The organism is Paenibacillus sp. Z3-2, from assembly GCF_054161325.1.
Map to the genome: position 1 here is coordinate 4,336,019 of NZ_CP096397.1, position 13,650 is coordinate 4,349,668.

Below are 13,650 nucleotides of genomic sequence, written 5' to 3' on the forward strand. Positions count from 1 at the left end.
CCTGCAAAATGCCAAAGCTGCCGCTTCGAATCATTTTGAGGATAGCATAACGAAATGGGTAAGGAAAAGGTATTGATTTTATGCCGAAAACTTTGTACTTTTCGGTACGAAGCGGCCAGAACCCCCCATGCGACGGCGGTTACGACGACCACCCCACACGCTGCCTGCGCCCATAAGGAACGTTGGAATGCCTGCAGCAACAATACAGATCGCCCATTCACGCAAACCTAGAGGTACGGTTTTGAAGATCGGTTGAAGTGGCTCAACGTACATGACAATTAACATCAGTACAACCGATGAAATAACGGCAAGAACCAGATATTTGTTCTGTAGTGGATTCCGGTGGAAGATGGATCGTGAACTACGGCAATCAAAGACATGAATGAGCTGCGCCAAAACGAGTGTAGCGAAAGCTACAGACTGTGCTTTGATCAGTTGACCCGGGTTATCCGGTGCAGCCTGAAGGGTGAGCCAGAACGCTCCGAGTGTACATAATCCAATCAGTACACCCCGACTGACAATTTTCCACCCCAGTCTGCGGGCAAATATATTTTCTTTGGCTCCCCGGGGTTTGTGCTCCATCAAATCTTTCTCAGGCTGATCTACCCCCAGCGCCATTGCAGGCAAACCATCCGTCACCAGGTTAACCCACAGAATCTGAATAGGCACGAGTGGTAGCGGCAGGCCCATCATCATCGCAAAGAACATCGTTAGAATCTCGCCCACGTTTGATGCCAGCAAATAACGGATAAACTTGCGAATGTTCTCATAGATATTACGGCCTTCTTCAATGGCAGCCACAATGGTCGAGAAGTTATCATCACTCAGAATGAGCGCCGAAGCTTCCTTCGTCACATCTGTGCCTGTAATGCCCATCGCTATGCCGATATCTGCCGCTTTGATCGCTGGAGCATCATTTACCCCATCCCCCGTCATCGCGACGACATGCCCTTTGCGCTGCAACGATTTTACGATGCGAAGCTTATGTTCAGGAGACACTCTGGAGAACACATAGATGCCTTCTACCTGTTTATCCAGTTGCTCATCCGTCATGCCTGCCAGTTGCTGACCACTTAACGAAGCGCCTCCGCGTGGAAGAATACCCAGCTGATGAGCAATGGCTTCTGCCGTTGTTCCATGATCACCTGTGATCATGACGGTGCGAATACCCGCTTTGCGGCATGTGGCAATCGCATCTCTCACTTCACGACGCGGTGGATCAATCATACCTGCAAGCCCTACGAAGACAAGTTGACTTTCGGCGGCGTGTTCGTCAGCCACTTTTTCTTCCGGCCGAACTTCACGATAGGCCATTCCGAGAACACGCAGTGCCGCTCCGGCCATGCTCTCATTTGCTGCCATCACTTTCTGCCGCAGCGTTCCAGTGAAAGGTACCACCTTGCCTTCCCATAAAATATAACTGCAGTGTCCGATCAACACATCGGGTGCACCTTTGGTATAGATCATTCGGCCCCCCTGGTGATGAACCAGGACAGACATGCGCTTCCGCTCCGAATCAAACGGAAACTCCTGCTCGCGGGCATACAATTCTTTGAGGCCAGCGGGGGTAAGTCCCATTTTGGAGGCCAGTGTGACGAGTGCCCCTTCCGTCGGGTCGCCCTTCAGCTCCCAGAACACATTTTCTCCCTTGACCGTTTCTTCTTGGAGATCATCTTTTTTCGTGTTTTTCTTGCTTTCCTTTTTCGTATCCTTGCCCTTTTTCTTGTTCCCCATCTGGCTTGCAACGCTCTCCACAATACTGGCATTGTTGCAAAGCGCACTGATCTGGAGCATTCTGCGCAGGGACTGGTCACTCTTCAGTTCCACCATGCGACCGTTCTCCAGCATCTGTCCTTCGGGTGCATAACCATCCCCGGTAACCTTGATGTCGCGTCCCTCCAGCCACACATTCGTTACCGTCATCTTGTTCTGGGTGAGCGTGCCTGTCTTATCCGAGCAGATTACGGACGCGCAGCCCAGAGTTTCGACAGAAGGCAGCTTACGTACAATAGCTTTACGTTTGATCATCCGCTGCACGCCAAGGGCAAGTGCAATGGTTACAATGGCCGGCAGACCCTCCGGTATGGCAGCCACCGCGAGGCTAACCCCTGCCAGAAACATGCCGACAGCTGGTTGTCCGTGCAATATACCTGCCACGACGACCATGACGGTTAATCCCAACGCGACAAAAATCAGAATTTTGCCCAGTTGTTCCAGCCTGTGCTGTAGTGGTGTTTCTTGCTCCTCCGTATTCTGGATCAGATCGGCAATCTTGCCCATCTCGGTCTCCATTCCTGTACGGATAACCACACCTTTGGCCGTGCCACGAGTGACCATGGTCCCCATAAAACCAATATTCTTCTGATCGCCAAGTGGAACATCCTCGTCGGCAATCGGAAGGCAATGTTTGCTTACGGGCACCGATTCCCCGGTAAGCGCCGACTCCTCGACATCCAGACTGTTCGTTTCCAGCCAGCGTACATCAGCAGGTATTCGGTCACCACTTTCCACCATGACAATATCCCCGGGTACAAGTTGTTTGGCGGCAAGATGTACTTCCTGGCCCGATCGAAGCACTTTGGCGAGAGGTGCGGACAACTGTTTCAATGCACGAAGAGATCGTTCTGCCCGGAATTCCTGCACAAACCCCAGAATGGCATTCAGCACAATAATGGCCACGATCGTTACCGCATCCAGATACTCACCCAGCAATCCGGATACCAACGTTGCTCCCATCAATACCAGCACCATAAAATCTTTGAATTGATTCAAGAGCAATGTAATTGGAGAAATACGTTTCCCCTCGCTCAGCTCATTCGAACCGATAGCTTTCCTCTTCTCTGCTGCAGCTTCATCCGTCAATCCTTCCTGCGGGCTGACGCCAAGAGTGTTGCGAAGCTCTTCATCACTTAGTTGATGCCACTTGGTATGTTCCATGCTTCAAGGTTCCCTCCCAGTCTGTATTTCATCTGCAAAATAAGCTCACATGCTTCACCGGCGCGCTGGTCGACAGGCTGTACACTATGCCGGACAAACTACCTGCTCTATATGTATTCGGACAGGTCTGTGATTAGCACCCCCGAGGTGAATCCTTTCCCTGATGGACAGAATAGGCTAAAATAAAAGTCTGCGATGTTCTGCGCAGTACTGATTCCAGCGTTCAACAGGCAAGCAACGAAGAATCTGCAGCCAGTCCTGTTTTTTTTACATAACCTGGTTGCTCGTTTCAGTTATATAGATGAAGCATTTGGCATGATAAAATGCAGATGCTCGATAGAGAGAGGAAGTGGAAAAATGGCATTAGACGGCATTGTAACACGGGCCATTGTTCATGAATTGCAAGGCTGCATTGGTGGACGTATCAGCAAAATCCATCAGCCGAATGGCCATGATGTAGTTCTCACCCTGCGTGCTCAGCGCGGAAATAGTAAATTGCTTGTTTCGGCAAGCCCGACATATCCCCGTGTGCATTTTACGGAAAAGACATTCCTTAATCCGACGGAAGCACCCATGTTCTGCATGCTGCTCCGCAAGCACTGTGAAGGTGCAATCATTGAGGAGATCCGTCAGATTGGCATGGAACGTATTATCCACATCAATGTGCGCCAGCGCGACGAACTGGGGGATATTTCGGTTAAACGGATTATCATTGAATTGATGGGGCGTCACAGTAATATTATTTTACTTGATCCTGTAACAGGAACGATTCTGGATGGCATTCATCATGTGACTCCGTCCATCAGCAGCTACCGGGTAATCATGCCCGGATTCTCGTATACCACCCCACCTGAACAACATAAAAGTAATCCGCTCGAAGTGAACCGTACAGCATTCGAGGAAAGCTATCATGGCGCTGAAGAAGAAGCTTCACGTTGGCTCGTGAACTCCTTTAGCGGTCTTAGCCCGTTAATTGCGGGAGAAATCGCTGCCCGTGGGATTGCTGCTGAAGGCACAGTTAACACTCAGGCTGTGGTTGAGGGTGAGAGTCGAATTGAGGCCGGGGCACTCTGGAACGCTTTTGAAGCCGTGATGGGTCCTGTCAGAGATCATCTCTACACGCCTGTAACCGGAATGAACGTCAAAGGCAAAATGATTTTCTCGGCCGTTCATCTTCAGAGCATTCAGGATTTGGAGAAAACCTATGACACGATGAGCAAGTGCATGGAAGATTATTACGGAGACAAGGCTGAACGGGACACGGTTAAACAGAGAGTAAGTGATCTGCTCCGTTTTCTGCAGAACGAGCGAAGCAAGAACATCAAAAAACTGGATAACCTGAACAAGGATCTGCTGGAAGCCGACGATGCGGACAAGTTCAGACTATGGGGTGAGTTGCTGTTCGCCTCCCTGCATCAGGTGCGCAAAGGGGATAAGAGCGTGGAGCTTGTGAACTTCTATGATGAAGACCAAGCCAACATTACCATTCAACTTGATCCGCTGCTTACACCGTCTGACAACGCACAACGCTATTTCAAGCGGTATAACAAGTACAAGAACAGTCTGGCTGTCATTCATGAGCAGCTTGGCAAAACCAAAGACGAGATTGACTATCTCGATAACCTGTTGCAGCAGCTGTCCATTGCATCCATGAACGATATTGAGGAAATACGGGATGAGCTTGTGCAACAGGGATACCTTCGTGACCGTAACAAAAAGGGTAAAAAGAAGAAGAAAAGCGACCGTCCGACCGTACACCAATTCACCTCCTCCGAGGGGATTGATATTCTTGTGGGCAAAAACAACCTGCAAAATGAGTATGTGACCAACCGTCTCGCTTCTTCCAACGACACTTGGCTGCATACCAAAGACATTCCAGGTTCACATGTGGTCATTCGCAGTACTGACTTTGGTGAAGCTACATTGGAAGAAGCGGCACAGCTTGCTGCCTATTTCAGCCAAGCCAAGGAATCAAGCAGTGTGCCTGTGGATTACACGTTTATCCGTCATGTACGCAAACCAAGTGGTGCGAAGCCTGGTTTTGTCATCTATGATCACCAGAAGACCTTGTTTGTCACGCCAAATGATGAATTGATCAAGAGTCTGCCATCCACCATTAAAAATGGATAAGAGACTTATTTCGTAAGTTGAGATGTAACAGTAACATTAGAAAAATCCCCTGACCATTAAATGAAGTGCCCCCCTTAGAATAGACATTGGAATAAACCCCTGGTTTATCCGATGAAATTCTAGGGGGGCATTTTTTTATGCCAGCAGTTAAAGGTCAAAAGTTTAAACAGTATTCTTTCGAGATAAAGATGGAGGCAATACATCTTCACTTGGTGGAAGGCTGGACTTACCACAGAATCATGGAGAAGTTTGGGATGACAGACAGACATCTACTCAAAGCCTGGATGAAAAAGTACAAAGAATCCGGTGAGTTTGGACTCATCGATCATCGCGGAAGACGCGAGACATACGTTGACCAAGACAGACAGATGTAGCGGTTGATACGTGAAAATGAAATGTTAAAAAAGTGCTTGGAAAACTGGATGCAGGAGATGAAAAACAAAGATATATGAGTGTCGAGAAAGCCGCAAAAGAGTATCCAGTGAGCGCACTTTGTCAGGTTTTTGGAGTCTCTAGAAGTGGCTACTATGCTTACCTCAAACGCAAAAGTCAAGATCGGGATCAAACAGACAAGGCACTTGTACAGAAAGTTTACGACCAATATAACGGAGTGTATGGCTACCGCCAGATTCAGTTGTTTTTGCTACAGGACCACGGGGTCTGGATGAATCATAAGAAAGTACTACGGCTGATGCAGACGCTTGGAATCCGCTCACGAATTCGGCGGAAGCATCGCTGTAATTACGCTTCTTCAACTGAAGGACGTGTTGCTAAAAACCTGCTGAAGCGTGACTTTAAAGCAGATAGAGCGAACCAAAAATGGGTCACGGACGTCACTCAATTCCGTGTGGGTGAGTCGTGGATCTATCTCTCTGCCGTGAAAGACTTATTTAATAATGAGATTGTAGCCTATCACATGAGTCAGAGAAACGACAATCAGCTGGTGCTGCAGACCTTTGAGAATGTCTTTAACAAGACAAAAGACGTGACGGGACTGATCGTTCACAGCGATCAGGGATTCCAGTACACGTCCTATGCTTACCACGACATGCTGCCAAAGGTTGGCGCCCGAATCAGCATGTCACGCCGAGGAAATTGTTATGACAATGCCTCGATGGAGAGCTTCCTCTCGCATCTCAAAACGGAAGGGCTCTATCCTTATGATATCCGAAATATGGACGAGGCACAAAGGCGAATTGAAGCCTATATCCATTTTTACAACCAACATCGACCACAACGAAAACTAAATAAACTGCCTCCGGTAGGGTTCCGGAAGCAGTTTATAGCCTAGGGTGTTTTTTTCAATGTCTGTTAAATGGGGTCTTGACCATAACGGTTCAGGGGATTTTTCTGGTTGCATTACTTGTTTGAATGATACGTGAAATTCAGCTTATTTATCATTTTAATCAAATATTAATTCATTCATAATGAATACAAACCTGTCTAGATTAGACTACCTCTTGCTGTGTGCAGCCGCCTGCAGTCTCTTCAAGACATCAACCGCTACCGTCTTGCTACCGAGATCCCCGTGGAAAACAACACCTTGTCGTTCCCCATGGTAATCCGATCCACCTGTTTCAATAAGATCATATTCCCTAGCCATCTCCGCATACCTGTGTTCCTCTTCCGGGCCATGGTCCGAATGAAATACTTCGATACCGTCCGGACGGGAGTCTGCGATAATTCGACGTACCAATTCATCATCATTATAGAGACCCGGATGGGCAATAACAGCAGCTCCCCCTGCGGCTCTGATCCACTCGCATGCATCCTCTGGTGCAACTCGGGGGACAGATACGAAACCAGGCTTGCCTTCAGCAAGATATCGGTCGAATGCATCCCGCATGTCGACAGCATACCCCTTCTTCACCAACACATCAGCCATATGTGGTCTGCCGATACTCTCATCCGGCTCTAACGGGCGTCCCAGCTCATCCAGTACCTCCTGCCAGCTTATATCAAGCCCAAGTTCCTGGAGCTTGCCAATAATCAGATGATTGCGCTCATCTCGCGCTTCTCTTAATCCGCGCAACCGTTGCAGGAACTGCTCATCCTCCGTATTCACGTAATAACCCAGCACATGAATATCTTTGCCGCCAGCCCGAGTGCTGATCTCAACACCTGCTACGACATCAATATCATACTCTTTCCCCGCTCGCTGCGCTTCTGCTATACCGGCTACTGTATCATGGTCCGTTAGGGCAACCGCAGATAGTCCTTTTTGCTTGGCAAGCTTCACATTATCAGCCGGTGGCTGCATTCCATCGGAGGCCTGACTATGGGTATGAAGATCACAGCGTCCTAGGCTTTGATTCATGCATAATAGCTCCTTTCCTTCAAAAGTGGATTGTGATTAACTTATCTATTATTGATATTGCCTGCTATTATGCCTTACCTGTTTTGCGTTCGGGCTTATGTTGCTCCTGTTGACGCAGATAGTTCAGGAAAGCGACGGCTGACAGGGGCAACAAGGACGATTTTAGATGGATGGCATAGAACTGCCGTTTGAATTCAAGTCCACGGATATCCACAATATGAACGAGTCCCAGGGCCAGCTCATGCTGCACGGAAGAGGGGGATAACATCGTAATTCCTACCCCTGCCTCAACAGCCGATTTTACCGCTCCAGTACTCCCGAGTTCCATCACAACATTCATGTCCTGTGGATCAATCTTTTTCTTTTGCAATTGATCTTCCATCACCTGACGGGTTCCCGAACCCTTCTCACGAAGCACAAAGGGATAATTCATTACATCTTCAAGATTCACTTTGCTACGCTTAGCCAGATCATGTCCGGCAGGTACAATCAGTTTCAACTCGTCCTGCATAACAGGCTCTACAATCATGTCCGGGTGGTGCACTGGCGCTTCAATCAGACCAAAATTAAGCTGGTGCTTCAATATATCATCCATAATTTGCGTTGTATTCATCACTTTCATGACGATGGAAATATCGGGATATTGAAGTGCAAACGGTCCGAGCATGCGTGGGAGTACATATTCTCCGATCGTTAAACTGGCTCCAAGCTGGAGTCGGCCTTGTAACATCTGGGTAAACGCAGACATCGCCTCATCCGTCTGTCTGACCAGCTCCACACTCCGTTTCGCATGAGGCAATAACGTCCGGCCAGCCTCGGATAATTCTATTTTTTTGGTGGAACGATGTAATAGCTTGGTTCCAAAATAATCCTCCAGTGATTGAATCTGCATTGTTACTGCAGGTTGAGTCATATGTAATGCTTGTGCAGCAGCCGAGAAGCTGCCTTTCTCTGCTACCGTATAAAAAATATGCAATTGGTGAAAATTCATATCTTCGCCCCTCTTCGATTACACTCTCTACATTGTAGCCGATTTCTCGCTTGGCAACAAAAAAAGCATGCAGCTTGTCTGCATGCGATGATACTTGAATCTATGATTTCAACATATTAAATCTACTCAACTTACTTATGCTTGCGACTATTTTTGACCAGTGTCATTCTTCTTGAATGTCTTAACCATGAGTAATATGATTTCAGGTCTCTCAACTCAATGGTCTCTGACATACGTCCCAGAAACGTAACTACAATCATTTTGTGCAGCGGGTTGCCTGCAATATCATATTCTCCTTCAAGTTCGGAAAATTCGGCGACCACGACCAGATCCTCATCAATCAGGTAGACGTCCTGTTCATTACGGTAGTATGGTGTTATACGGTCCTGCTTCAGACACTCCCATAACCACGCTGCAATATGATCATCATCACTACGTGCAGGCTCAATACGGTCTGCATACCGCATCTTGGCATGATGGGTAATGACGATGTCGGCCACTTTCTTGTCTCCAAGAGCCACGAAAAACGGCTCGTAGGTGCTCCAACGTTGCATCACCTTATCACGCATGGGAATCACTCTCCACCAGATAGGACTTTCTATCTATTTATTACCAAATATATTACAACATAAGTCCCGTAACCTCAAGGCGTAAGTTTAACTTTTTTTCATAAAAGTCCGTTTGTGCATAATTCAAGAAAAGAGCGACCCCACAGGGTCCCTCCAGTTTCTCGTCTATATTCCGTAAAAGCTCGTTTTGTCCATGGTTTTACTGGCATACTCGGTTTTGATCTCGTTTCGATACGAACGTTCGATCTTGCGCACATAGGAAAGTCGCTTCACATTTTTCATCGTATCTTCTGCCCGTTCTGCATTAACATACATGACCACATAATGCATACGGCGGGAGATATAATGCACGGTGCCATATTTTTCGAGATTACGGGCAGCCTTCAAATCACTGACCCAAATAATGAATCCTGTCCTTTCCGCAAACATCATCGTCCCCGCCCTTCTATAATGGAGACCGGCGCCTAGAGGATGATTGTTGATCGGTCACTTAACCGAGCAAGCATTCATCCCCGGATGATTGTTGATCGGTTACTTAACCGAGCAAGCATTCATCCCTAAAGGTCCGGTCTGTCATGAGTCTGAATTAATTACTCTATCCGATTGCTTAACTGCAACCACACTTGCCGCCACTACCGCAGCCGCCCTTCGGATTCGGATCATTGCTTGGTACCTTGATGGTCGTTGACACTGCGAATGCAATAGTCTCTGACATCTGGAATAACATATCATCCAGGGACTTCTCTGCCTGTTTGAAGCGGGCTACCGCCTCAAAATTTTCTAACTCCTGTTCCAGCGCTTCCACTTGGTCTTTCGCTGCATGGTAATCCGGGTGAAAATGACCAAAACGCTGTGTTTCTTCAAACAATTCCTTCTTGGCATTCAGCTTCCGAATCCCCATCTGAATCTCAGGGGTAGTCTCGACTTGCTGCTTCCAATATAAATAATCCGATACTTCGGCAGATTGGTTAATCATGTCGCCCAGTTCATATGCGCCCGTTAACACTTGTGCCATATCGACCGTGTTCATTTCCGCTACGCTCATGAAATATTCATCCTATCTATATATAAAGTTCTACTTAACGTAGACTACCTCATCATAGCATATCCATGAATAGTTAAGAAGAGTTTTTCCTGCAATTAGAAATAAGGGAAACTTGGAAATTCGTCTTTCAACCTGATACTCACTCAAATAGTTAGGTTATGACATCATCTGGCAGGATAAGACGCATTGTATCCCACTCCGACGGGGAGAATGTACGCCATTCTGTCTCTAATGAGCATTCACTTGAATCCAGAATACACCATCCGCTTAATGTCCATTTTTCATGCCCCTCTACCTGATGTGGAATGAGGTATTGTGTACAATGATTCTGTTGTATCCCCAGCTTGGTCTGCCACTCAATGGCTTTGGCAGCAATCTGTCGTGCTGTTGAACTGTGATATCGACGCCACTCCCTGTACCAGGTCTCAGGTATCTCCTCAATCCCTAACAGAGAGAACGTCTTCTCAATTACAGAATGATCACGCTCCATCCCATGCAAAAATGCAGGGATAATAACCAGACCTTGATTATCGGGTGTGTGGAAAGAATATACACCGCTCAAGACATCTTTTTCTAATGACTCCTGATCCTCTGTAGAGCCTGTACATAACTCCATGTTTCGATCTATAGTCAATGATGCAGTATCCGCTTCCTTTCCCCAATCCTTTAACGCAATACTTACATTCTCCGGCACGCCTGTCAGAGCATATTGATCCAGAAACTCCATCAATTCGTGTAATTCAAATCCTCTGGCTATAGCCAATACGACTCGCTCTCTTGTCATTCGATAAATGGACATCCGATCACGCGTAACCCGTTCGGCGCATTGCTCCAGCAACCAGATCACACCAGGCCCTGCTTCCGGTGGTACCAACATTTCAAAATCAGGCTGCACGTAAAATCCACACGGCTCCATCTCGCTCACCGCCTCATGCCCTCGATATAGCAAGCTCTGCGGGTCGATCAGCCAGCGGAATGCCATTTCTCCTGACGGATCTTCTCCAACCTCACCATAACCCCAGCCAGCCAATGCGTATAGCCAGTCCCTAATCTTTGGTTCCGAATTCGCATTTACTATACGGCACCATACGTTCTTCTCCGGAGTTAGCACTGCCAATTGATAACGAAAGTGCTGCAATGCTGGTTCAGCAGCCGCGTATCTTTCTACACAAGCTTGATACACTTCCCGGTACATCTGTTGCCACGAGAGCTTCAACCACTCTTGTAATTGACGATCTACGATCCGAATCCGCCCCTCCGCCTTCTGAACCAGTTTCAGACTGAGCAATAGGTCGAGAAGGATTGCAACGTGAACCGGATATAGATCTGAATGTTCATATCGAATCCCCAAACCTTCAAAGTCTGTAGCGGATAGTACTGTTATTGCACTTAATTTTTGAACCGTTCTCTTATGTATCGTCCCTTTACCTGTCAAGGGAAGCCCTTCTCTTCCGATCCAAGCGATCAGATGAATCAGCTCTGCTGCGATATCCGGCTTTCCCTCCTGTACGACATGAGCACGCATCGTCATTTGTTCAACGGCAAGGCCCACTTTTTGCACACACGCAATCGTCAATGTCTCCAATCGGGAAGCAGGAATATAGAATAAACGTTCCCCCCAACTTTTATGAACAGATTCAATCCATCTTTGCTGCCTGAGGCTGGCAAATGAAGACTTGGCCTCTGCACCACTTAATCCTTCGATGGCCCACTGTTGTCTTGGGGGGAGAGAGGTAAAAGGCTGCCCAGCATGTTTGTGAAAAATTGCACCCAGTACTTTTTGCTCCATTGAAGTGAGCTTTGACCAAGAATCAAAATCCACTACCTCAGGTTCATCTAATGGTTCAAATGAAGACATTTCCTTTTCCCTCCTCTTTTCGCGAGTATAAATGACCTAGTCCGTTTCATGAACGATGTCATACTCATATCCCTGCTCTACCAAGAACATCTGACGGTTTAATGCAAAATCCTGTTCCTTACTATCTTCTGAAACCAGCGCATAGAAGTAAGCTTTGTTTTCTCCTGTTTTCGGTCTCAGGATTCGTCCCAACCGCTGTGCTTCTTCCTGCCTTGAACCGAAGCTACCGGATATTTCAAGCGCAACAGCAGCATCCGGCAGATCCACGGCAAAATTGGCCACCTTGGACACAACAATCGTTTTAATCTCTCCACGCCGAAATGCTTCAAACCATTTGATTCGCTCTTGCTGTGACATTGTCCCAGAGATCAGAGGTGCTTCAATTTCCCGGGCAATCAACTCTAGTTGGTCCAAATATTGTCCAATCACTAGCGCAGGCAAATCCCGATGACGTTCCAGCAAACGCTTGACTACACGTACCTTTGCCGGATTCTCGGCAGCCAATCGAAATTGGTGCTTCACCTCGGCTTGAAGATAATTCGATCTTAGTTCCGAGGAGAACGGGATGCGTATCTCCTGACATTGTACATTGGCAATCCACCCTTGCTGCTCCAGTTGTTTCCATGGCATATCATAGAGCTTCGGACCAATCAGCGAAAATACATCCTCTTCACAGCCATCCTCTCGAACCAACGTTGCCGTTAATCCCAGCCTTCGAGTAGCTTGAATATCTGCAGTTGCACGAAACACCGGCGCTGGCAGTAAATGCACTTCATCATAAATGATCAGCCCCCATTGTCTCTCGCTGAGCAATTTGATGTGGGTAAAATCAGCATCCTTTGATTTCCGGTGTGTAAGAATCTGATATGTAGCTACAGTCACAGGTTTCACTTGTTTCTTCTGACCTGAATACTCACCAATCTGTTCACTGGTAATCGTTGTTTTGTCTTGAATCTCCTGAATCCACTGTCGCACAGACGTCGTATTGGACGTCAAAATAAGGCATTCACATTGAAGCCTTTCCAGAACGGCCATACCAATGACCGTTTTGCCTGCCCCACAGGGTAGCACAAGCAAGCCACTTCCTCCCATGCCTTCACTGCCTTCAAATGCATCCACGGCCTCTTTTTGATAGGAACGCAACGCGAAGTGCTCTGAGTTGTCCTCCGAATCATTGGTTCGCCATCCAAATGTAAGCTTGGTGCCCTCCCGATATCCCACGTAATCAAGCACCGGGTAACCCAGCCGAGTTAATTCCCTTTTTAATAACCCTCGCTGTTCCCCTGAGAGCAGAAGCTCATGGGCGTCCGTGCGTTCCATGCGAAAGGCGGCTATCGTTTTCAATCCACTTAACTCATCCAGCAACCGTTCATCCTCACTGTAAAGACGCATTCTGGCGTGATCTGCTTGAGAATGCAGCTTTAATTTGCCGTACTGATCCATGATCCTGCAAACATCCTGTATGAGTGCAGCAGGCACGTTCCAACGGGATACCAACTCCAGACTTGCGATGACCTGATCTGCATTCCATCCCAGTGCCGCCGCATTCCAGAGCGACAACGGAGTGATTCGATAGGTATGAAACGTCGCCGGTGTCTTGACCAGTTCTGAATACTTTCCAAGCTGCTCTCTTGCTCTCTCGAATCCGGGGTGGCCGACTTCCAGCAAAACCGTAAAATCCCGTTGAACGATACATGCATCCGTTCTTTCCGTATGTTCTGTTCCTCCCATGCGAACCTTCCTCCTATCAAAAAAAGTCCAGTTCCGGTAAGTTCCGAAAATGAACCTCTATAAAAATCCACA

General features: G+C 47.5%; 11 protein-coding genes. 3 read left to right on the forward strand and 8 right to left on the reverse strand.

Annotated features, from left to right (window positions below; translation table 11 throughout):
• Window positions 1-78: 78 nt before the first annotated feature.
• Window positions 79-2,937 carry a calcium-translocating P-type ATPase, SERCA-type gene (locus M1D71_RS19340; protein ID WP_458123269.1) on the reverse strand — a complete coding sequence of 953 codons (2,859 nt, stop codon included), beginning with the start codon at window positions 2,935-2,937 and terminating at the stop codon, window positions 79-81.
• A 357-nt stretch (window positions 2,938-3,294) separates the two neighbouring features.
• Here M1D71_RS19340 and M1D71_RS19345 point away from each other — a divergent pair, with 357 nt between their 5' ends.
• From M1D71_RS19345 to M1D71_RS19355, 3 genes are all read left to right on the forward strand, one after another.
• The gene (locus M1D71_RS19345; protein ID WP_458123270.1) at window positions 3,295-5,067 is read left to right on the forward strand and encodes an Rqc2 family fibronectin-binding protein; all 1,773 of its coding nucleotides are present in this window, start codon (window positions 3,295-3,297) and stop codon (window positions 5,065-5,067) included.
• A gap of 137 nt (window positions 5,068-5,204) precedes the next feature.
• Window positions 5,205-5,441 (forward strand): helix-turn-helix domain-containing protein, encoded by a 237-nt coding sequence (locus M1D71_RS19350; protein ID WP_458123271.1) that lies wholly within the window; start codon window positions 5,205-5,207, stop codon window positions 5,439-5,441.
• A gap of 74 nt (window positions 5,442-5,515) precedes the next feature.
• Window positions 5,516-6,358 carry an IS3 family transposase gene (locus tag M1D71_RS19355; protein WP_458123272.1) on the forward strand — a complete coding sequence of 281 codons (843 nt, stop codon included), beginning with the start codon at window positions 5,516-5,518 and terminating at the stop codon, window positions 6,356-6,358.
• 162 nt (window positions 6,359-6,520) lie between these two features.
• Here M1D71_RS19355 and M1D71_RS19360 read toward each other — a convergent pair whose 3' ends face one another.
• From M1D71_RS19360 to M1D71_RS19390, 7 genes are all read right to left on the reverse strand, one after another.
• Complete coding sequence (locus M1D71_RS19360) at window positions 6,521-7,384, reverse strand: PHP domain-containing protein (RefSeq protein WP_458123273.1); 864 nt, start codon at window positions 7,382-7,384, stop codon at window positions 6,521-6,523.
• A 67-nt stretch (window positions 7,385-7,451) separates the two neighbouring features.
• Entirely contained in the window at window positions 7,452-8,375 is a 924-nt protein-coding gene (locus M1D71_RS19365) for a selenium metabolism-associated LysR family transcriptional regulator (protein WP_458123274.1), read from the reverse strand.
• Between the two features lie 131 nt (window positions 8,376-8,506).
• A complete protein-coding gene (locus M1D71_RS19370; protein WP_017687436.1) occupies window positions 8,507-8,944 on the reverse strand; it encodes a hypothetical protein in 438 nt (145 codons plus the stop codon).
• Between the two features lie 165 nt (window positions 8,945-9,109).
• Window positions 9,110-9,373: a YlbG family protein gene (locus tag M1D71_RS19375; RefSeq protein ID WP_095290540.1), complete on the reverse strand. Its 264-nt coding sequence runs from the start codon at window positions 9,371-9,373 to the stop codon at window positions 9,110-9,112.
• A gap of 178 nt (window positions 9,374-9,551) precedes the next feature.
• Window positions 9,552-9,989 (reverse strand): YlbF family regulator, encoded by a 438-nt coding sequence (locus tag M1D71_RS19380; RefSeq protein ID WP_458123275.1) that lies wholly within the window; start codon window positions 9,987-9,989, stop codon window positions 9,552-9,554.
• Between the two features lie 151 nt (window positions 9,990-10,140).
• Window positions 10,141-11,847: a helicase-associated domain-containing protein gene (locus M1D71_RS19385; RefSeq protein WP_458123276.1), complete on the reverse strand. Its 1,707-nt coding sequence runs from the start codon at window positions 11,845-11,847 to the stop codon at window positions 10,141-10,143.
• 36 nt (window positions 11,848-11,883) lie between these two features.
• Window positions 11,884-13,578 (reverse strand): DNA repair helicase XPB, encoded by a 1,695-nt coding sequence (locus M1D71_RS19390; RefSeq protein WP_458123277.1) that lies wholly within the window; start codon window positions 13,576-13,578, stop codon window positions 11,884-11,886.
• Window positions 13,579-13,650 lie beyond the last annotated feature (72 nt).